The 19907-nt window shown below is 62.5% G+C and carries 18 protein-coding genes; 1 reads left to right on the top strand and 17 read right to left on the bottom strand.

Annotated features, from left to right (window positions below):
• Window positions 1-79: 79 nt before the first annotated feature.
• Both B5527_RS03640 and B5527_RS03635 read right to left on the bottom strand, forming a co-directional pair.
• Window positions 80-754 (bottom strand): TetR/AcrR family transcriptional regulator, encoded by a 675-nt coding sequence (locus B5527_RS03640; protein ID WP_079600059.1) that lies wholly within the window; start codon window positions 752-754, stop codon window positions 80-82.
• 170 nt (window positions 755-924) lie between these two features.
• Window positions 925-2151 carry a glycosyltransferase family 87 protein gene (locus tag B5527_RS03635; protein ID WP_079607041.1) on the bottom strand — a complete coding sequence of 409 codons (1227 nt, stop codon included), beginning with the start codon at window positions 2149-2151 and terminating at the stop codon, window positions 925-927.
• A gap of 195 nt (window positions 2152-2346) precedes the next feature.
• Here B5527_RS03635 and B5527_RS03630 point away from each other — a divergent pair, with 195 nt between their 5' ends.
• A complete protein-coding gene (locus B5527_RS03630) occupies window positions 2347-3363 on the top strand; it encodes a TRAP transporter substrate-binding protein (protein ID WP_079600058.1) in 1017 nt (338 codons plus the stop codon).
• A gap of 83 nt (window positions 3364-3446) precedes the next feature.
• Here the strand turns inward: B5527_RS03630 and B5527_RS03625 are convergent, their stop codons facing one another.
• The 15 genes from B5527_RS03625 to B5527_RS03555 form a co-directional block, all read right to left on the bottom strand.
• Window positions 3447-4652, bottom strand: a complete 1206-nt coding sequence (locus tag B5527_RS03625) for an ABC transporter substrate-binding protein (protein WP_079600057.1) — start codon at window positions 4650-4652, stop codon at window positions 3447-3449.
• A gap of 210 nt (window positions 4653-4862) precedes the next feature.
• A complete protein-coding gene (gene ftsH, locus B5527_RS03620; RefSeq protein ID WP_079607040.1) occupies window positions 4863-6785 on the bottom strand; it encodes an ATP-dependent zinc metalloprotease FtsH in 1923 nt (640 codons plus the stop codon).
• Between the two features lie 234 nt (window positions 6786-7019).
• On the bottom strand, window positions 7020-8108 hold the full coding sequence (tilS, locus tag B5527_RS03615) for a tRNA lysidine(34) synthetase TilS (RefSeq protein WP_079600056.1): 1089 nt from the start codon (window positions 8106-8108) through the stop codon (window positions 7020-7022).
• A gap of 51 nt (window positions 8109-8159) precedes the next feature.
• Entirely contained in the window at window positions 8160-9185 is a 1026-nt protein-coding gene (gene ybgF, locus B5527_RS03610) for a tol-pal system protein YbgF (protein ID WP_079600055.1), read from the bottom strand.
• Between the two features lie 155 nt (window positions 9186-9340).
• The gene (gene pal, locus B5527_RS03605) at window positions 9341-9832 is read right to left on the bottom strand and encodes a peptidoglycan-associated lipoprotein Pal (RefSeq protein ID WP_079600054.1); all 492 of its coding nucleotides are present in this window, start codon (window positions 9830-9832) and stop codon (window positions 9341-9343) included.
• A 302-nt stretch (window positions 9833-10134) separates the two neighbouring features.
• Window positions 10135-10875, bottom strand: coding sequence for an N-acyl amino acid synthase FeeM domain-containing protein (locus tag B5527_RS03600; RefSeq protein WP_079600053.1), 741 nt, complete (start codon window positions 10873-10875; stop codon window positions 10135-10137).
• Window positions 10876-11032: 157 nt separating this feature from the next.
• The gene (locus B5527_RS03595; protein WP_079600052.1) at window positions 11033-13378 is read right to left on the bottom strand and encodes a putative bifunctional diguanylate cyclase/phosphodiesterase; all 2346 of its coding nucleotides are present in this window, start codon (window positions 13376-13378) and stop codon (window positions 11033-11035) included.
• A gap of 234 nt (window positions 13379-13612) precedes the next feature.
• A complete protein-coding gene (tolB, locus tag B5527_RS03590) occupies window positions 13613-14977 on the bottom strand; it encodes a Tol-Pal system beta propeller repeat protein TolB (RefSeq protein WP_079607039.1) in 1365 nt (454 codons plus the stop codon).
• Window positions 14978-15000: 23 nt separating this feature from the next.
• Window positions 15001-15945 (bottom strand): protein TolA, encoded by a 945-nt coding sequence (locus B5527_RS03585; protein WP_079600051.1) that lies wholly within the window; start codon window positions 15943-15945, stop codon window positions 15001-15003.
• Window positions 15946-15952: 7 nt separating this feature from the next.
• Complete coding sequence (gene tolR, locus B5527_RS03580; protein ID WP_079600050.1) at window positions 15953-16399, bottom strand: protein TolR; 447 nt, start codon at window positions 16397-16399, stop codon at window positions 15953-15955.
• A gap of 39 nt (window positions 16400-16438) precedes the next feature.
• Entirely contained in the window at window positions 16439-17152 is a 714-nt protein-coding gene (gene tolQ / locus B5527_RS03575; RefSeq protein WP_079600049.1) for a protein TolQ, read from the bottom strand.
• Window positions 17153-17563: 411 nt separating this feature from the next.
• On the bottom strand, window positions 17564-18049 hold the full coding sequence (locus B5527_RS03570; protein ID WP_079600048.1) for a DUF2852 domain-containing protein: 486 nt from the start codon (window positions 18047-18049) through the stop codon (window positions 17564-17566).
• A gap of 105 nt (window positions 18050-18154) precedes the next feature.
• Window positions 18155-18874, bottom strand: coding sequence for a TetR/AcrR family transcriptional regulator (locus B5527_RS03565; protein WP_079600047.1), 720 nt, complete (start codon window positions 18872-18874; stop codon window positions 18155-18157).
• Window positions 18875-18942: 68 nt separating this feature from the next.
• Window positions 18943-19359 (bottom strand): YciI family protein, encoded by a 417-nt coding sequence (locus tag B5527_RS03560; protein ID WP_079600046.1) that lies wholly within the window; start codon window positions 19357-19359, stop codon window positions 18943-18945.
• 108 nt (window positions 19360-19467) lie between these two features.
• Window positions 19468-19884 carry a YciI family protein gene (locus B5527_RS03555; RefSeq protein WP_079607038.1) on the bottom strand — a complete coding sequence of 139 codons (417 nt, stop codon included), beginning with the start codon at window positions 19882-19884 and terminating at the stop codon, window positions 19468-19470.
• Window positions 19885-19907 lie beyond the last annotated feature (23 nt).

Raw genomic sequence — 19907 nt, 5'->3', positions numbered from 1 at the left:
TGGGCCGCCGGTCCGGCGGCGGATTGCCCCATTTTGGTGGATTGTTGCGTCAAAGCGATGTCTGCGTTGCGGGTTTTTCTTACGCCCCGACCAGCGCTTTCGCCGGCAGTACCGCCTGCACCACGAGGCCACGGGCGCGGGCGTCCATCACGCCTACGGCGCGCAGCGCGAGCAGCGTCACAGTTTGCACGGCGTCGCGCAATCTCCCGGGGTCCTCGATATTGTCAGGCGCCAACGGCCCGACCAGCGATTCATGCAGCGCACCGAGCAGCGCGGTCGCGGCCAGCGACGTATCCTGCGCGGGGAGGTGTCCGGCGCGGACCGCGGCGTCGATTCGATCGGCGATTTCGCCGGCGATCTCCCGCCGGCTCGCCAGACGCGAGGCGGTGACATCGACATCTACCGGCTCGGCAAGGATGCCCCAGGCGAGCTTGCGCTGCGACAGCACGTGTACGGCAACCGTGGTGACGGCCGCGGCCAGTGCCGACGACGGTCCCGGCGCCGCGTCAGCCGCGCGGCGGATCGCGGCCAGTTCGTCACGCGAGACGTCCGCGATCAGTTCGGAGATCAGGTCCGCCTTGGAGGGGAAATAGCGATAGACGGTGCCGGCGGCGACATTGGCGCGGATTGCGACCGGCGCGATCTGAACCGCGGCCATGCCACCGCTCGCGGCGGCATCCCGCGCCGCCGCCAGGATGGCGCTGCGCCGCGCCGCAAGGCGTTTTACGACCTGATGGGTCCGCCGATACACCATGGCGCGTTTCTCATCCCTGGTCCACGCGTCCGGGCCGAAGTCGCCCGGTCCGGGAACGCACGCATGTTCAATCTTTCGAGCGATTTGGCACAACCGCCTTGAAGAACTGAACAACTATTCAGGCTCGATGACAAGACGCAAGATATGACGATCCGGTGAGGCAACAATGCTTAGGCGCCGGCTCCCACCATCAAGGACGGCGCCGGTGCATGCCGCCACCAGAGGCCAGCACGCCCGGCGATCAGGCCGGCGACGATCAGCGTGGCGCCGAGCCCGACCGGCGCCCTCAGGAATGTGAAACCGATGATCAAACCGAGCGCGCAGGCCAGTGCCGGGAGCTCATAGCGGCGAAAACCGCTCGCAAGCCCGATCCGGACCAGGAAGGCCACGGGTATCGCCAGTACCATCATGTCGTACATGAACAGGTAGGGCGTGATCAGCAAGGTGCCGACCGCGAGCGCAGCGGCCTTCAACGAATAGCGCACCGAACTGCGCCACATCAGCGCCAGCCCCAGCGCCACCGTCCCGCTCAGGATCCACTGAAATATCCACGCCAGCTGCTCGCTGCCGCCGAGGAATCGAACCAGCGCGAACAGGCTCTGCAACTTCCAGAAGGTGGCCCGGCCCTCCGTGAGGAAGGCCTGCGAAAACATCGGCATCCAGTGAAAGAACGCCTGCCAGCTCTCGGTGCCGAAGACGAGCCACGAAGCGAACGCCATCGCGACCGCGACGCAGGCCGCGGTGAAGAACACCGTCCACTGCGCTGCGGCGATCAGCACGATCGGAAACAGCAGTCCGTATTGCGGCTTGTAGCTCAACAGCCCCAGGCAAATCCCTGAAAGCACCGGCCGCGTCGGCATCAGACACAGCGTACCGCCGATCAGCGCCGCAGTGAGAAAGCCGTTCTGCCCCACAAGGGTGTTGTTGAGCACCAGCGGAAACGCCACCGCCAGCAGCAAGCCGAAGCTGCGGCCGACGATCGCGCGCATCATCACGAGATAAGGCACGAAGCTGACCGAAACCCAGCCGACGAAAGCGACCGCATAGGGAAACTGCGCCAGGAAGGTTGCGACGAACAAAAACGGCGGCGGGTAGTGCCAGGCAAAATTGCCGATGAAATCCTGGCCGAGCAGCGCGACCTCAACCTTCTTCTGGATATCCCAATCGTAAGCGAGCGCCGGATGGCCATCGAGCACCAGCCGGCCCGCCGCCCAGACATTGACGAAGTCGGTCGGGATTCCCAGGCCGTTCGGGTCGTAGATCCACCAGTGCGAAAAGAACGCTGTTGGGAAAAACGAAGCGTTGATGACGCACAGCACGAAGCACGCATTCCAGAGCGATGCGGGGATCGCGCTGGGCTCCGGAGCAATCGTCGGGGCGGATACGGACGTGGCCATGCGAAGTCCCTTTTCGCGCATGCGACCGCCCTGGCGGAACGCGCGCCGCTTCCACCAATAGGGCCAACAGCCCTTAAGAAATCTTAAGTTGAAGGGCGGTCGTGACCGGATTTTCGTGGCGAAATGACCTGATATCGACGACAGTCCGGCCGGAAATTCTTAACCGCCCGGGCAGAGGCGGGACCGGGAGGGCACATGACTACGAAATGGACACGACGGTCGGTATTGTCAGGCGCAGCGGCAGCGGCGGGATCGGCCATTATCATCAGGCCCTCGCTGGCCGCCGAATACAAGTTTTCGCAATATCACAATCAGGCCGCGAGCGGCACGCTGCACAAGAACCTCACTGCGATGTGGCAGGCCATAGCAGCGGAAACCAACGGCCGGGTCGAAACGACCGTCTATCCGGAGAACAACAAGCTGCCCGGCGGCGATCCCGACGCGCTAAAGATGCTGATCGCGGGCGAGATCCAGTTCTTCACCCTGATGGGCGGCATCATTGGGACGGTGGTGCCGGTGGCCGAAGCCCAGCAATTGCCGTTCGCATTCAAGTCGGCGGCGGAGGCGCACAAGGCCATCGACGGCCCGCTCGGAAAATATATCGGCGAGGAGATGGCCGCCAAGGGCATGTATCTGTTTCCGGTCGCCGGCTTCGACAACGGCATGCGGCAGGTGGCGTCGATTCCGCGCCCGGTCACAACGCCTGAGGATTTCGCTGGCATGAAAATCCGCGTGCCCCCGGGACAGATGATGCTCGACACTTTTGGGGCGTTCGGCGCCCAGCCGGTGACGACGTCGGCCAACCAGATCTACGACGCGCTGAAAACCGGACGCGTCGACGCCCAGGAAAATCCGCTGGCGATCCTGCAGGGTTTCAAGCTTTACGAGTTGGTGAAGTATGTCAGCCTGACCAATCACATGTGGTCCGGCTTTAACGCGATGGCACACCCTGCGACCTGGAAGGCCCTGCCCGACGACATCCAGGGCGTGATCGAGCGTAATTTCACCAAATATGTCCGCCAGCAGCGCCAGGACCAGGCCGCGCTGAACGCGAGCCTGCGTGACGATTTCGTCAAACGCGGTCTGGTGTTCAACGACGTCGACCAGGCCGCCTTCCGCGCCAGGCTTCCCGAGGTCTATGCGGTCTGGAAGCAAAAGCTCGGCTCGAAATGCTGGTCGCTGGTCGAGGCCGAGGTTGGCAAGCTGGGATAATAGTTTCGTCATTCCCGAGCGACGCGAAGCGACGAACCCTAAGCGACAAGCGCTCCGCGCTTGCGCGGGGAACGACGAAAACGTCAATTCCCGGTCTGCAACTCCCCGAATCGCTCCCAGTTCTTGCCGTTGAAACGCATGAACTGCATCTGGTCGATCGGAACGTGATCGGTCGCTGAGGTGTTGACCTTGATGCCCGGCAGCATCATCGGCAGGTCCATGTCCTTGATGGCATAGGCCTGCTTGAGGATGTTTTCGGTCGACAAATCGTCGCCGCAGGCTTTCAGGACGTGCTCAAGCACCATCGCGCTGTTGTAGCCGTTGACGAAATTCTGGTCGCGCAGATCATCGTTCGGCATGTACTTCGCCATGAACGCTCGCCATCGCATCGCGTCCGGATCGTCTTTCCACGCCGGGTCCATCGGGTCCTTGACATAGGCGGTGGAGAGAATCCCGATGCCGGCCTCGAGCCCGGCGGGCTCCATCACCGAAGATACCCAGACCGCGACGTTCGACAGGAATGTCATCGGCTTCCAGCCAATTTCGAAAACCTTTCGGATCGACTGGGCCGCGAATTTCGGCGTCGCCGCGATGATCAGCACATCGGCGCCGGATGCCTTCAGCTTGACAATCTGGGAGTCGATGGTGGGATCCGATATTTCGTAGGTCGCGCCGGTGACCAGAGAATCGTATTTGTCGCCGAGCACATCCTTCAATCCGAGCAGATAGTCGCGGCCAAAATCGTCATTCTGCGAGATGATGGCGAATTTAGCATTCGGATTCTTGGCCAGGGCGTAGCGTGCGTAAAGCCGCGCCTCGTAACGGAACGGCGCCTGCACGCCCAGCGTGGCCTGCGGATATTGCGCGAGGTCGGCGAATTTCGAGGCGCCGGAGCCCACGAACAATTGCGGGATGTTCTTGCTCTGCAGGTATTTTGCGATCGCGGTGTTGTGCGCGGTGCCGATCGAGGAAAAGATCAGTGCGACTTCATCGCTCTCCACCAGCCGCCTGGTCTGCTCCACGGTCTTCGGCGGCACGTAACTGTCGTCGAGCGAAATCAGATTGACCATGCGGCCGTTGATGCCGCCGTGGTCGTTGACCATCTTGAAATAGGCAACCTCGCTCTTGCCGAGCGCGCCGAACGCCGAGACCGGGCCGCTGTAAGGCATGGTCTGGCCGATCCTGATTTCGGTCGCGGTGACGCCGCGCATGTCCGTGGCGAACGAGGCAGCAGGCCAGGCCAGTAGGGCAAGCGCGCCCAGGACGCCCAGTCTCGTGACGAAACGCATCGACCCCCCTCCCCTTTTTATTGTCGGACGCTCAAACGGCGGCCGCGACCGACGCGGTTTGGCCCGCGCTCGCGTCGTGATCGAAACATGGCATGACGCCGGGATCGACGCCAACCACAATCCTTATGCAACAGACGCAGCTTCACATGCCACGGCACAAATAAAAAACGCGGCGTTGCCGCCGCGTTTTCGATTCAAACCGGCTGACCTTCAGGCCTGCGGCTGCGGCTCCAGCCCGGGATCCGGATCGGGCCGCGGGCGCGGCTTGCCGGCCGGTGGCACCGCGGAGGTGCGCGGGGTGGTCGGCTCCAGCACCGACTCGCGATTCGGCTTCTTGCCCTTGAGCAGATCCTGAATCTCGTCGCCGGTCAGGGTTTCGAATTCAAGCAGGCCCTTGGCCAAAGCTTCAAGATCGGCACGCTTCTCGGTCAGGATTTTGGTCGCCTGGTTGTAACCTTCTTCCACAAAACGCCGGATCTCGGTGTCGATCTTCTGAACCGTGGCCTCGGAGGCATTCTGGGTACGTGACACCGACATGCCCAGGAAAACCTCATCCTGGTTTTCGCCGTAGGATACGGTGCCGAGCGCTTCGGAAAGGCCCCAGCGCGTCACCATCATCCGCGCCAACCGGGTCGCCTGCTCGATGTCGGACGAGGCGCCGGACGTGACCTTCTCGCGACCGAACACCAGTTCTTCGGCGACGCGGCCGCCCATCATGATGGCAAGCCGCGAGGTCATCTGCTCGAGTGACATCGACAGCTTGTCGCGCTCGGGCAGCTGCATCACCATACCGAGCGCACGGCCGCGCGGAATGATGGTCGCCTTGTGGATCGGGTCGGTCGCGATCACGTTGAGGCCGACGATGGCGTGGCCGCCTTCGTGATAGGCGGTCAGCATCTTCTCTTCTTCGGTCATCACCAGCGACTTGCGCTCGGCGCCCATCATGACCTTGTCTTTTGCTTCCTCGAACTCGGCCTGGGTCACCATGCGCTTGTTGCGCCGCGCCGCGGTCAGCGCCGCTTCGTTGACAAGGTTCATCAGGTCGGCGCCGGAGAAGCCGGGGGTGCCGCGGGCGATCGTCTTGAGGTTGATATCCGGCGCCAGCGGCACCTTGCGGACGTGAACCTTGAGGATCTGTTCGCGGCCGACCACATCCGGATTCGGCACCACCACCTGGCGGTCGAAGCGGCCGGGACGCAGCAGCGCCGGATCGAGCACGTCGGGCCGGTTGGTCGCCGCGATCAGGATCACGCCTTCATTGGCCTCGAAGCCGTCCATCTCGACCAGCAACTGGTTCAGCGTCTGCTCGCGCTCGTCATTGCCGCCGCCGAGACCGGCGCCGCGATGGCGGCCGACCGCGTCGATTTCGTCGATGAAGATGATGCACGGTGCATTTTTCTTGGCCTGCTCGAACATGTCGCGGACGCGGCTGGCGCCGACGCCGACGAACATTTCGACGAAGTCCGATCCCGAGATCGTGAAGAACGGCACGTTGGCTTCACCCGCGACCGCGCGCGCGATCAGCGTCTTGCCGGTGCCGGGAGGGCCGACCAGGAGCACGCCGCGCGGAATCCGTCCGCCGAGCCGCTGGTATTTGCCAGGATCGCGCAGGAATTCGACGATCTCCTGCAGGTCCTGCTTGGCTTCGTCGACGCCGGCGACGTCCTCGAAGGTGACGCGGCCATGGGCCTCGGTCAGCATCTTGGCGCGCGACTTGCCGAAGCCCATCGCCTTGCCGGCGCCGCCCTGCATCTGCCGCGACAGGAAGATCCAGACCCCGATCAGCGCGATGAACGGCAGCCATGAAACCAGCAGCGACACGAACCACGGCACGTTGTCGCCGGGAGGCTTCGCGGTGATTTGAACCTTGCCGTTATACAGGCGCGAAACCAGCGTCGGGTCGTTCGGCGCGTAGGTCTGGAAGCTTGAGCCGTTGGTGAAGGTACCGTGGATTTCCGGCCCCTGGATCACGACGTCACGGACGTGATTTTGGTCGACTTCGGTCAGAAGCTGCGAGAACGAGATGTCCTGCGAGGAGGCGTGCTGACCCGGATTCTGGAAGAGCGTGAACAGCGCCAACAACAGCAGAACAATAATGACCCAGAGGGCGAAATTGCGCAGATTGGCGTTCATCGATCTTCCTTCGTGGTCGCGCGGATCGCGGCCTTTGTCCTTGGGCAGCACGAGGGAATCCCTCGGTCGACTGCATTACAATCTAGGTGTCGCCCCGGTCGCTGCCAAGGGAACCACGCAGGACTATTTAGCGCATTCTAGCGCGATTCCCGTTCAAATGATGGCGCTGAAAGGGGTGTCTTCCCGGGTGGTTAAGGACTCCAGAGGGAATATGACACCGGCGCGGAATATGCGCTATTTGGCGCGATGGCGGCGCGGCGGCGCCGGCTCGACGCGAATCCGGCCGTCGATCAGGCTGACCAGCGCACCGGCAAGGGTCTGTTTCAGCCTTGGCTTTGGCCGGCGGCCGGCAGGGTTCTGCGCAAGCGCCCGGTCCAATGCCGACAGCAAGGCTTCGACCTTGCCCAGTTCAGCCGGCCCCTCATGGCCGAACCGATCGATCGCGCGTAGCAGCAGCCGAAGCCGGATTTCCTCCGCCAAGGCGGCAAACGCCTTTGCATCGAAGGTTTTGGCATCCAATATCTTGGTATCGAAGCTTTTGGCTTGAAAACCCGGACGCGACGGATCGCGATCCCTCAGCGCGAGATAACGCTCGGCGCCATCGACCAGAACTTCCACCGCTTGATTGGCCCGGGCAAGCCGCGACGCCAGCCGCGCCAGATTGCGTGTATCGCCGCCCTCTGCGGCAAGAGCCGGCATCAACATGCGCAGACGCGGACGCGTGAAGCTGGTGTCGCGGTTGGTCGGATCGTCAGCGAAGCTGACCTTTGCCTTCCGAAGCGTCGCGATCAGCTGCGATTTCGAAACATTCAGAAACGGACGCGCCAGACGCACGCCGTCGCGGTCGGACTCCCGCGCCATTGCCGCAAGGCCGGCGACGCCGCTGCCGCGCATTATCCGCATCAAGAGCGTCTCGGCCTGATCGTCACGGGTATGCGCGGTGAGGATGTGCGTGGCGCCGTTGGCCCTCGCGGCCTGCGCCAGCAGGCGGTACCGCGCCGATCGCGCCGCGGCCGGCAATCCGGTTCTCGGTTTGGTGCCGCTCCAGCGTACCGTGCGATGCTGCAGATCGAGGCTGCGCGCCAGGCGCTTGACGTCGCGCGCTTCGGCCGCGGCTTCGGTGCGCAAACCATGATCGACGGTAACGGCGATGAGGCGCGGACCGCGTTTCAAGGCACGGCGCCAGCGCGCCGCAAGCCACATCAGCGCGATTGAATCAGGGCCGCCGGAAACGGCGAGAACGATCGCAGGGGCGCCCCTCCAGTCCGCGAACAGACGCTTTGCAGTTTGTGCCGAGATCGCGGAATGGTCGTCGTCGGGCATGGCATTGCCGGCTGATGTCGGAGCCTGCTTATAGACTCGTGCAGCGCGATTCTAGCACTTAACCCGCTTTTGCTCACGGTCGACCGCCTGTTTGACGCCGCTCGAGGCGCGCGGATATTTCCGTGTCACCTCGCCGAGCGCCGCGCAGGCAGCCTCCTTCTCCTTCAGAGCCGCCAGCGATTGTCCGAGCCGCAGCAATGCGTCCGGCGCTTTCGCCGATTTGTCGAATTTCGTGGTCACCCCAAGGAAGGCTTCCGCGGCGTCGCGATATCGCTGGCGCTGAAATAAGCTCTCGCCCAGCCAGTACTGCGAATCTGCGGTCAGGGGATCGCTGGGGTATTTTTGCGCGAAGTTGCGCATGGTCTCTTCGGCCAGCGCATAATCCTTGCGCTCCATATAACCGATGCCGAGATCGAACTCGTCCTTCGGGGTTGCCGACGGCGGTAAAGTGGTCAGTCCGCCGGTCGCGCCGGGATTGCGCGGCAGCGGTGGGGGCAGTGCTGCCGGGTTGCGCGCCCCGGTATTGGCCAGATCGAGCGGCTCGCCGGCGCCGCGCCCGCCCGGCGCGCCAACGGGCCCCTCAGCCGGAATCGGCAGCTGGCCGCCGCCAAGCGCGCGCGGCACCCCCGGAGCTGTCGGGGACTGGCTGGGATCGAAGGCATCGCCACGGCGCCGGCCTTGTGGGGCGCCTTGGGGGGCTTCGGGCGGCTCCTGGACAATCGGCGCCGGAGCGGCAATCTCATAACCCGGCTGGGCCTGTGGCTGCCGATAGGCCGGATAGGCCTGGGCCGGAGGGGCCGTGGCGACGCTGGGCTGGGCGACGGCGGGCTGGGCGGGTGCCGCCTGCGCGCCCTCCTGCAGCAGCTTCAAACGATCTTCGAGCTGCCGGTTGCGGTATTGCAGCTCCTCATTCTGGCCGGTCAATTGCCGCAGCTGATTCTCCAACTGTTCAATCCGCATTTCCGGATCGGTATCGTCGGATTGCGCCAGGGCTTGTGTCGTTACGGCCTGTGAAGCCAGCGTCAGCATTCCGGAGATCGCCGCGGCGCGCGTGATTTGATGAAATCTGGATGACATTTTGGCCTGACGACGACATCAAAAGCGGAAACAACATTGAGAGAGGGAGTACGCCAAAAATGTGACTGAGACAAACCTGGAGCTGAAACGGAGCCACCCAAAGCAAAACCGGCGCCCGAAGGCGCCGGCGATAAACATGGGGAAAACGAGCTCTCTTATGAACTGGCGTTCAGGACCGTGACGGCACGGCGGTTCTGCGACCAGCACGAGATGTCGTTGCATACCGCGACCGGGCGTTCCTTGCCGTAAGAGATCGTCCGCATCCTTGAGGGATCGATGCCGCGGGAAGCGAAGAAGGTGCGAACCGACTGAGCACGCCGCGCGCCCAGCGCGATGTTGTATTCGCGGGTGCCGCGCTCGTCCGCATGGCCTTCAATGGTGAAGGAGTAGCGGTTGTAGTTCTGCAGCCAGCGCACCTGCTTCTCCAGGGTCGCGATCGCCTGGGGACTTAGATCGGTCTGGTCGCTCTCGAAGAACACGCGGTCGCCGACATTGACCACGAAATCCTGCTGGCTGCCCGGGGTCGCAGCACTGGCCATCGCGCCGTCGGCGCCGAGGTTCTTGTTCGCGCAGGCGCCCATCGACAGCGCCACCGCAAGCACCGCAGCCAGCTTCAATCCCTGGAGGATGCGCACTTGATGTTTCATTCCGGAGCCTCCGCGCTCGCGTTTTTCTACTGTTATCCGGTCTACAGGGCGATGGTTAAGCGAACGTTCCGTCAACCTTGATGGGGTGTTTCCAGACCCGATCAAATGCCGACAAACGGCGAAAAGCAACCGCGATGGTTAATGATTTGTAAATGTGGCGCGACGGTGAAGCAAGCAGGTGTGCGGCACGGCCGCCTTAGGGCCGATCCCGGCACTATCGCAGGGCCGGCTTGCAAAATGGGCTCAAGGGGATGGGAACCGCCCCCGGGGCGGGCAACTTCGGCGCCTTCTGGCGCGATTGGTCAGGATTGCGGGACGATCGAGGCGCGCTCGAACGAAGTGACGACATCGTGCGGCGGTGAGCGGCGCTCGCCGGCACGCTGGAACAACATCCGCCGTTCGAAGGCGCTTGAACGCAGAAACGGAAAACGGACCAGGACTCTTTCACGTACCGTCGGTAAGTGCCCGGCCATCAATCCAACCGGCTTTACAAGACCCGGGTACAATCGCGGTTCGCACAAAGGTTCCATCAGAAACACGCGGTGGTAAAACGCCTGATGCTCGGGACGAACGATGGCCAATCCGAAGTCAGCGTTGAAATGAACGCCGGCAACCGAACCCAGCCTCACCGTCACATAGGGAAGCTCCGGGAAATTTCTCGCCTTGTCGGGGTCGGCAACGAAGCGAGTTGAATCAATGAAAACCAGCCCCTTATCCAGTTTGGGGTGAAGAACATCGCCAAACAGCTCGACCGACGGTGACATCCGCCACTCCGCCGTCAGCACGCTCACACGAATGGAGCTGTAAAGCTCACCATGAAAATAAACGCCGAACGTCCAGGCGTTGGGGGCGTCTTCATATTGATCGACCACGCGCTGGTCGGCCGAGGGCCGGATTGCGCCCTCGCGCAGATAGGCCCGGTAGCGAAGATTATAAATCTCCTCCCTTTCGTCCGGCGTCTCCGCCAGACGGTAATCGACTTGATCCAGCGGGTCCCAAGTCCGGCCAAGAGCCGCGGTAGATGCTTCGGCGGCGGACCGCATATGATACTCCTTGCACTCCCAACAACTTCTGCGGGCACATGAAGGATTAACACCTTCTTAACGAATAGGCAAAGAGATCGCGACGTTAGGGTTAACCTTGGGCAGTTCAAACATCGCGCCGCAGGGCGGAGTGAGGAAAGGAAATTCCACCAACGAGCTATCGAGCGTTTTTCAGGCGATCGATCGAGGGTACCGCCAGCGTTTTCTCGTCCGGCAGGCGGCGGGCGTGCGAGGCGTTGAGCAACTGGCGCACCCGCACCGCCGGCACCGGCCGGCTGAACAGGTAGCCCTGCGCCTCGGTCACCGTGCCATCGGCGCTGATCAGCTCCAGTTGCTCGTTGGTCTCGATGCCTTCGACCACGACCGACATGCCGAGATCGGCGCTGAGCCGCGCCACGCCGCGCAGCAGCGTCAGCGGACGATCGCTGTCGATCCCCTCCAGGAAGGATCGATCGATCTTGACCTTCTGCAGCGGGAAATTATGCAGGTAGCTCAGGCTTGAATAGCCGGTGCCGAAATCGTCCAGCGAAATCCGCACCCCGATCGCGCCCAGTTGCGACAGCACATCGTGGGTCAATTGGGTATTGCGCAACAGCGACGATTCGGTGATCTCGATCTCGAGACGGTGCGCCGGCAGCCCGGAAACTTCGAGCGCGTAACGGACCTCGTTCAGCACGTCGCGCTGATGGAACTGCTGCGGCGAAAAATTGACCGCGACGCTGACGCCCTCCGGCCATTTCATGCATTCCATGCAGGCCTTGCGCAGGATCCAGCGGCCAAGATCGACGATCAGGCCCATGTCCTCGGCGATCGGAATGATATCGACCGGGGAAACCGTGCCCCGCACCGGATGATTCCACCGCAGCAATGCTTCGCACGTGGCGATTCGTCCGGATTTGAGATTGACGAGCGGCTGATAGAACAGCTCGAATTCTTCGTTGGCCAGCGCCTTGCGCAGGTCCAGTTCCAGAATGCGGCGCGCCTCGACGGTTTGCGCCATCTCGTCGCGGAAAAAGCAGAAGGTGCCGCGGCCGTTCGCCTTGGCGCGATAGAGCGCCATGTCCGCGTTCTTCAAGAGCGTATCGGCGCTGACGCCGGCCGGCGATGTCATCGCGATGCCGACGCTGGCGCCGATCTCGACCAGATGGTTGTCGATTTTGTAGCGCTCGCTCAGACGGTCGACAATTCGGCGGGCGAGGCCGGCGGCGTCCTCGTTGGATTTGATGTTCTGCTGAAACACCACGAATTCGTCGCCGCCGAACCGCGCCACGAAATCCTCCGGGCGCAGCATTTCGCGTAACCGGTCGGCGACCGCACACAACAGCTGGTCGCCGCAAGGATGACCCAGGGTGTCGTTGACCTGCTTGAACTGATCGAGGTCGACAAACAGCAAAGCCGACAGCTGGTCGGCATCGTGCGGAACCGCCAAAAGACGCTCGATCTCGTCGCGGAAATTGAGCCGGTTGGGAAGCGCGGTCAGTTCGTCGTAACGCGCCAAATGCGAAATTCTGGCTTCCGCGTTGCGCCGTTCGGTGATGTCTTCCAGCAAAACGACGGCGCCGCCGCCTGCCATCGGCTGGAATGTCCATGACAGCGACCGGCCACGGGCGACGTCCGGATCGGTGGTGACGATATCCCTCGCCTGCGAATTCTCGATTTCCGAGAGGATTATCTTTCCGCTCACCCTCGAGATCGATCCGGCGCTGACGCAGGCGGAGACGATGTCGGCTGCGCGCGCGCCGCGATGCACGAGATCGTCCGACAGGTTCATCATCTCGCGGAAGCGATGATTCATGACTGCAAGACGTCCGTCGGCGGCGAACATGCAAAGGCCGTGCGGCATGTTGTTCAGCGCCGTGTCGAACTGGCCGGCCAGCGCCGCCTCCCGCTCGCGCGCCACCAGCGCCTGAACGAAAATCCTCTGCAAATTGGTCGAGATCTGCTTGAGCGCGAAGAAGAACACCGCGCAGACGATCGCCATTCCGACGTAATAGGGTGTCCCACGAAGCGCCAGCGCGACCGCGGTCGGACCGCAGGCGAGTGCAATCTGCACATGAAAGATCCACGGCCTGCCATAGGTGCGGCCCGCACCTGCCGCCACATAGCCGGTGGTGACGGTCAGGCAAATCATGTGGGCCACGGCATCGTCACTGCTCAGCAGAGCGGCCGAGCACCACGTTCCAAGTGCAACGGCGTAGACCATCGCCGCAATCTGATAGCGCATCTCCCAACGCGCGACTTCATCGACGGTGAGAACGGACCTGCTCGTCTTGTACCAGTGCGTATCGAGCGCACGGGCAGCACCGGCCAGGATGAGAAACGCGGCGCATGGCCAGAGCAGCTTTTGTTCGGTCTTTAGGGCCGTCATGACGGCCGCAATGGCGACCAGGACGGCGCCCGCGAACAACGGCGCGGGATTCTGAAAAAGCGAATCGATCAACGCCGCGTAAATCGACGGCGATATCTTCTGGTCTGACTCTCCGCTCTGACTTGCGATCTGCATTTTGGTTGTACGCGTTCCTGTTCGGTCCGCACTTTTACCCGTCGCAGATGAAGTCTTTCTGAGGGAATATCGTTACCGAGACGTTGTTTTTCGCTGCGCCGTGCGAAAATCTGCCCGATAAATCAGCGAGCTAGGCAAGCTTTGCCGGTCACGCCTCGAGCGCCCGATACTGCAGATTGCATCGCGCGCCGGATAGGGCCGCGACACGACTCCGCGCGTCCAAACAGGTTGGGTTTACGACAGCAGGGGCGACCACGCCGGATCGGACGCGAAGCCGGGGGTTGGCACCCGCAATTCGTTGCGTCCGGAGATGTCCACGGTGAACAGCGAAGGCCCGCCATTGCCGCCGGGATCGCGGAAGAACATCAGGACGCGGCCGTTCGGCGCAAAGGTCGGTCCTTCGTTGTGGTAGCCGCTGGTGAGAATCCGCTCACCCGAGCCGTCGGGCTTCATGATGCCGATGGAAAACTGGCCGCCGCCCTGTTTAGTGAAGGCGATGTAGTCGCCGCGCGGCGACCACACCGGGGTCGAATAGATTGCGTTGCTGTCGTCCTTGCTGAAGGAGATGCGCTGCGCGGCCCCGCCCGTCGCCGGCATTACATAGATCTGTGGCTTTCCGCCGCGGTCGGATTCGAAACAGATACGGGCGCCGTCGGGCGAATAAGACGGCGAGGTATCGATCGCCGGGGTATCGGTCAGCCGGGTGGTCGACTTCGAGCGCAGATCCATCACAAACAAGTTCGAATTGCCACCCTGCTGCAAGCTCATGATCACGCTCTGGCCGTCCGGCGAAAACCGCGGCGAGAACGACATGCCGGGAAAATTGCCGACGATTTCACGTTCACCGGTCTCGATTCTGTACAAGTAGACGCGCGGATCACCCTGGCCGAATTCCATATAGGTGATTTCCTGGGTCGACGGCGAGAACCGCGGCGTCAGAACCAGATCGGCGCCCTTGGTCAGGTAGCGGACGTTGGCGCCGTCCTGATCCATCAGCGCCAGCCGCTTGACGCGCCGCTCCTTGGCGCCGCTCTCATCCACGAACACCACGCGGCTGTCGAAATAGCCCTTCTCACCGGTCAGGCGCTCGTAGATCTGGTCGGAAATGATGTGCGCGATCCGCCGCCAGTATTCCGGCGACGTGAAATATTGCTGGCCGGTGAGCTGCTGACCGGCGGCGACGTCCCACAAGCGGAATTCGGCCTTCAGTCGCCCATCGCCCTGGCGGGTCATGCGGCCGGTAACCAGGGCCTGGGCGTTGATGGTTTTCCAGCTCTGGAATTGCGGTGGGGTGTCGATGTTGACGATCTTTTCGATGAAGGCCGCCTGATCAATCGGCGCAAACAGTCCGCTGCGCTGCAGGTTATTGGTGATGACCTGGGCGACGCCGACGCCGACCTCGCCGTCCGCCGGCGACCCCGCGACAAAATTCGGTATCGCGATCGGCAATGGTGCGACGTTGCCTTCGGTTATCTGCAATTTGGTTTGGGCGCCGGCAAGCGACGGCAGCAGCAAACCCGCGGCAGCGCCGGCGCCGCCGATCAGGATGTTACGGCGGTTCAGCGGCAATGGAGGAAGACAGAACGACGTTATGGGCATTTGCTGGCTCATTTCCAAAAACATCAACTGTGAAACATCTGCTTAGGATCAAAATCGATGTCCATGTATTTCCATTGATCGTAGGTCTCGTCTCGCAGCATTGTGTACGGCTGACCCTGCAGCACGGCGCGAACGGCCGCATCCGCCGCGGCCTGGTAGCGCGGCGAGCTTCCGGTTGAAACGACCACGGGCGGTGCTGCGAGCCGGCGATCCGGGTTCAGCCGGATCCTCACCGTGACATAGAGTTCCTCGGGATGTTCGACACCCGGCTGGACATTCCACAGGCTCGCCAGCCGTGCCCGCATCGCGTCGAGTTCGGACTGCGACAAGGTCGCCGCGGTGCCGTGCGTGGACCCGAGCGAGGCCGACGAATTCAGCGCCGAACCGGTGAAGGCCTGGCGGGTCGGATCGCGCTTGTCGAGCAGGGCCGCGATCTTCGATTGATCGAAGACGCGCTCCTGCTTGGGCTTCGGCGGCTGCGGCGGCGCGGCCTTGGCTTCAGGCTTTGGCACTGGCTTCTTGGCATCTTCCGATTTCAGGGCTTCCGCGATCGGATCGACCTTGGGCGGATCCGGCTTTTTCTCGATTGGCTTCGGCTCGTCCTTGGGCTTGTTCTCGGCGACCGGTTTGGGCGGATCGGGTTTCTTCTCGACCGGCTTCTCCACGGGCTTCGGCGGCGGTTCGGGCGCCGTGGCGGTCACAATTTCCTTCTTTTCGGTGATCTTGCCGACGTTGTCGTCAGCCGGATTGGCATCGGCGATCTTTTCGACCAGCGGCTTCGGCTTGTCCTTTTCGCCGGTCTTGATGCCGGCGGTGATCTTGGAGAGTTGGTCGGCTGAAATGATATCGACCGGCATCGATTCCGGCGGTGGCGCCTCGAGCGAGCGCGCCGAAAAAGATACCAGCCCCCATCCGATCACGAGGACGTGGAGTGCGACCGACGCAATAAGTGTCTTGTCGACCTTCACTTTCCGATTATCCCTGATCCACTTCCGTCACCAGCGCCACGCGCCTGAAGCCGGCGGACGACAGCCGTCCCATCACCTTCATCACGGTGCCATAGTCGACCTTCTTGTCGCCCCGAACAAAGATGCGCTCATCCAGCCCGCCGCGCGCCTCGGTGATCGCTTTCAGCTTCGGCACCAGATCATCAATCCCGATCTCGGTATCGTTGAGGAATACCTGGCCTTTCAGGTTGACCGAAAGCGTCAGCGGGTTCTTGTCCTGGTCGAGGCTCTTGGCCTGGGTCTGCGGCAGATCGAGCGGCACGCCCACCGTCAGCAGCGGCGCCGAGACCATGAAGATGATCAGCAACACCAGCATGACGTCGACCATCGGGGTGACGTTGATCTCCGCCATCACCGCGCGCCGCCGGCCGCGGCGACCGCCACCGCCGGACGAACCTGCCATGTTCATCGCCATGATCTGATGCTCACGGATGCGCTCACAATATACCGCCCCTCAAGCCCGCTCGTCGATCTGGCGCGACAGAATCGCCGAAAATTCGTCGGCGAACCCTTCCAGCCGCTGGGCCTGCCGGTTCACCTCTGAGGTGAACTTATTGTAGAAAATAGTCGCCGGAATGGCGGCGATAAGGCCGATTGCGGTGGCAAACAGCGCCTCCGCGATGCCCGGGGCCACCACCGCGAGCGAGGTGTTCTTGGAGGCGGCGATCGACTGGAAGCTCGACATGATGCCCCAGACGGTACCGAACAGGCCGACGAACGGGCCGGCCGAACCGACCGTCGCCAGCACCAGCAGCCGGCGTTCCAGCCGCTCGATTTCCCTCGAGATGGAGACGTTCATGACTTTTTCGATCCGCATCTGAAGCCCGGCGAAGGATCGTGCCTGGCTTTCGAACGACCGCTTCCATTCGCGCATCGCCGCAACGAAGCAGGCCGCCATCGATTGCGTCGGCTTGGCCGAGAGCGCTCGATAAAGTTCCTCGATCGACTGCCCTGACCAGAACGCTTGCTCGAAACGATCCATGGCGCGTTTAGTCCGCGAATACAGGAACATCTTGTCGATCGCGATCGCCCAGACCCAGACCGAACAGGACAATAACCCCAGCATGACCGCCTTGACGATCCAGTGGGCCTGCAAGAACAGCGCAATCAGCGAGACGTCGGCGGATGCGATCGGCAAGGCTGACTGTGCCACGTCGGCCGGATTCATGAGTGGTATCCTCTCAACGCAAGTATCCCAAATCCTCCGGGAGCAAATGGCTGCCGGTTCCACGGCCGCGCGAAAAGCGCGGCGGTAAGTGCCAGCGCTAAAGCCCTGTCGTGTCGCATGAGAGGCCCGTCCGAAGCCGAGGCCTGCATCCCCTGCCAACATGTCAAAACGAGGGCTATCCGCGCGTCTTTACGCCCCCAACCAGACGCTAATCAGGGTTAATAGCGGGTTACCAAAGGGGATTTTGTCTGCGGCAAAAGGGGGCGGCGGGATCGGAGCTTTTCCTGGCCAGACTCCGGAGGACCCAAACAAAACCGCCCGTCTGCTTTCGCAAACGGGCGGTTCTTGGCCATCAGGTTTTGTGGTGGCACTGCGCCAGAGGCTTAAGCCTTGAATTCACGAGCCTTAAATTCAGGCCTGGGGCTGGCCGTCCGCGGGCGGCGTCGGTCGCTGGCGATGCTGCGCCATGAACTGGTCGAACTCTTCCTTGTCCTTGGCGTGACGCAACCGATCGAGGAAATCCTTGAATTCGGTCTGCTCTTCCTCGAGGCGCCGCAAGGTTTCCATGCGGTACTCGTCGAAGGCGCGGTTGCCGCTCGAGGGCGGTCCGAAGCCGCCGAAGGGGAAGCCGCGTCGCTCCATGCGACCCCGCATCCGCTCCATCTTGTACTGCATCCGCTCCATTTTATTCGACCAGCGGTCTTGGTTGCTCCAGCAAGCCATTTTTCTGCTCCCGAGTGTGAAAAAGAGGAGGGCGAGGCCGATCGGCCACCAGATGATGAAGCCCAGTACGGTCACGGCAATCCAGCCGGGGTGCCAGGGCGAATCAAGCATATGCGGGCGGTAGGGCTCTTCGGTGGGGCCGCGCCATCGATTGACATCTGCGGTGTAGGCCATTTCCCTCTCCATGACGGCATCACGCCGTTGTGAATGTAAATAACATTTACATACCTAAACCATCCCAGCCTTTTGTCAAGCGGGGCGCCCCCGGCGGCTTCCAATTTATTTTGGAGTGCCCCAAGGACCGGACGGCTGGCCGGCCGGCTTTTGGTCCGCCGGGTCTTTTTGGGCAGACGGCCGGCGGTCGGTCGAAAAACCAAGGCCGCGCAGATAAATCAGCACTTCCGCCTCCAGCAGATCCTCCGCCGACATCGGCAGCTTGCGCCGCGCCGCATCGCCTCTGGCAAACAGCGACGCCACGCCGTGCGACATCGACCAGATATGCAGCGCCATCATCATCGCCGGCGGACGCGGCGTACCGGGCGGCGCAAGTGCAGCGAGGCGCTCCGCGGCGGCCCGGATGATGCCGAAGGCGCGCTCGCTCGCCGCCAATAATGCGGGGTTAAGGTCGACGGGAAGCCCGGATTCGAACATCGCCGAGTAGAACGCCGGCTCTTCGCGGGCAAACGCGAGGTAGGCCTTGCCGACTCGTTCGAACGCCGTGACGGTGTCCGGACGTCCGTCGTCCCAGGCTCTGGTCAGCACCGTCTCGAATTGCTCGAAACCGCGCTGCGCGATGCTCGAAAGCAACTCGTCGCGATCACGGAAATGCCGGTACGGCGCCGCCGGGCTGACGCCGGCCGAACGCGCGGCGTCGGCGAAGGTGAACCCGGCAGGTCCCTTCTCTGCGATCAGGCCGAGCGCCGCCTGCAGCAGCGCCTCTTTCAGATTGCCGTGATGATAGCCGCGCTCGGCGCGGCTCTGTTCCTTGCGCCAGCTCATGTGAAAGGCTTTTACATGAGCCGGGCCCAAAGGTCACTACCGACGCAAGCCTGGCGTTCGGCTGGACGCTAACGCCCCGAGTTTCCCTGTAATTCAGTGAATCCGGCCGCGGCTTCCTGAACGTCGGCGGGAAAATCCGACATTTCCTGCACCTGACGAATTTCGATGACCTCGTTGTTCGAGGCCGGGCAGCGCTTCGCCCAGGCGATCGCGTCCTCCCGGGACTTCACCTCGATCATCCAGTAGCCGCCGAGCACCTCTTTCGACTCGGTGAAGGGACCGTCGGTCACCACCGGCTTTCCACCTGCGAACGACACCCGCGCGCCCATCGACGGCGGATGCAACCCATCGAGCGTGATCAGCACGCCGGCCGCTTTCAGCGCCTCGTTGTATTTCATCATCGCGGCGACCGCGTCCGCGGGCGGCATCGTGCCCGGCGCCGCGCTCTCGTAACCTCCGGGGATCATCAGCATCATGAATCGCATGGTGTTGTCCTTTTCGTTTGGTAACCGTCATTCCGGGGCGCGTGAAACGCGAACCCGCAATCTCGAGATTCCGGGTCCACGCGACGACGCGTGTCCCGGAATGACAGCCTATTTCTTGGCGGCATGCGCGCGGAGGCGCACTTCCTGCTCACGCAGTTCGGGCGTGAGCGCCTCGCCAAAATCTTCCGCATCGAAGACCTGCCGAATTTCGATTTCAGAGCCGCCGTCGAATGGCGCGCGTTTCATCCATTCGATCGCCTCGTCCAGCGATTTCACCTGAATCAGCCAGAAGCCTGCGACAAGATCGCCGGCCCCGCTGAAGGGACCTTTCGTGACAGAGCGTTCCTTGCCGGAATATTTGAGGCGCGCACCTTTCGAACTCGGATGCAGGCCTTCGCCTGCCTGCATGACGCCGGCCTTCACCATTTCCTCATTGAACTTGCCCATTGCCGCCAGCAATTCCGTGCTCGGCATGACGCCGGCTTCGCTGTTCTTGTCAGCCTTCACAATCACCATGAATCGCATCGTCATGCTCCGTTAGGTTTCAT

The organism is Bradyrhizobium erythrophlei (genome assembly GCF_900129425.1).
Lineage (GTDB): Bacteria > Pseudomonadota > Alphaproteobacteria > Rhizobiales > Xanthobacteraceae > Bradyrhizobium > Bradyrhizobium erythrophlei_C.
This window is presented reverse-complemented; position numbering and strand designations above follow the sequence as displayed.

What these genes read in the sequence shown, in the direction of transcription:
- B5527_RS03640 (WP_079600059.1), bottom strand. Translation starts at nt 754, where the DNA reads ATGGTGTATCGGCGGACCCATCAGGTCGTAAAACGCCTTGCGGCGCGG.
- B5527_RS03635 (WP_079607041.1), bottom strand. Translation starts at nt 2,151, where the DNA reads ATGGCCACGTCCGTATCCGCCCCGACGATTGCTCCGGAGCCCAGCGCG.
- B5527_RS03630 (WP_079600058.1), top strand. Translation starts at nt 2,347, where the DNA reads ATGACTACGAAATGGACACGACGGTCGGTATTGTCAGGCGCAGCGGCA.
- B5527_RS03625 (WP_079600057.1), bottom strand. Translation starts at nt 4,652, where the DNA reads ATGCGTTTCGTCACGAGACTGGGCGTCCTGGGCGCGCTTGCCCTACTG.
- ftsH (WP_079607040.1), bottom strand. Translation starts at nt 6,785, where the DNA reads ATGAACGCCAATCTGCGCAATTTCGCCCTCTGGGTCATTATTGTTCTG.
- tilS (WP_079600056.1), bottom strand. Translation starts at nt 8,108, where the DNA reads ATGCCCGACGACGACCATTCCGCGATCTCGGCACAAACTGCAAAGCGT.
- ybgF (WP_079600055.1), bottom strand. Translation starts at nt 9,185, where the DNA reads ATGTCATCCAGATTTCATCAAATCACGCGCGCCGCGGCGATCTCCGGA.
- pal (WP_079600054.1), bottom strand. Translation starts at nt 9,832, where the DNA reads ATGAAACATCAAGTGCGCATCCTCCAGGGATTGAAGCTGGCTGCGGTG.
- B5527_RS03600 (WP_079600053.1), bottom strand. Translation starts at nt 10,875, where the DNA reads ATGCGGTCCGCCGCCGAAGCATCTACCGCGGCTCTTGGCCGGACTTGG.
- B5527_RS03595 (WP_079600052.1), bottom strand. Translation starts at nt 13,378, where the DNA reads ATGCAGATCGCAAGTCAGAGCGGAGAGTCAGACCAGAAGATATCGCCG.
- tolB (WP_079607039.1), bottom strand. Translation starts at nt 14,977, where the DNA reads ATGCCCATAACGTCGTTCTGTCTTCCTCCATTGCCGCTGAACCGCCGT.
- tolR (WP_079600050.1), bottom strand. Translation starts at nt 16,399, where the DNA reads ATGGCGATGAACATGGCAGGTTCGTCCGGCGGTGGCGGTCGCCGCGGC.
- tolQ (WP_079600049.1), bottom strand. Translation starts at nt 17,152, where the DNA reads ATGAATCCGGCCGACGTGGCACAGTCAGCCTTGCCGATCGCATCCGCC.
- B5527_RS03570 (WP_079600048.1), bottom strand. Translation starts at nt 18,049, where the DNA reads ATGGCCTACACCGCAGATGTCAATCGATGGCGCGGCCCCACCGAAGAG.
- B5527_RS03565 (WP_079600047.1), bottom strand. Translation starts at nt 18,874, where the DNA reads ATGAGCTGGCGCAAGGAACAGAGCCGCGCCGAGCGCGGCTATCATCAC.
- B5527_RS03560 (WP_079600046.1), bottom strand. Translation starts at nt 19,359, where the DNA reads ATGCGATTCATGATGCTGATGATCCCCGGAGGTTACGAGAGCGCGGCG.
- B5527_RS03555 (WP_079607038.1), bottom strand. Translation starts at nt 19,884, where the DNA reads ATGCGATTCATGGTGATTGTGAAGGCTGACAAGAACAGCGAAGCCGGC.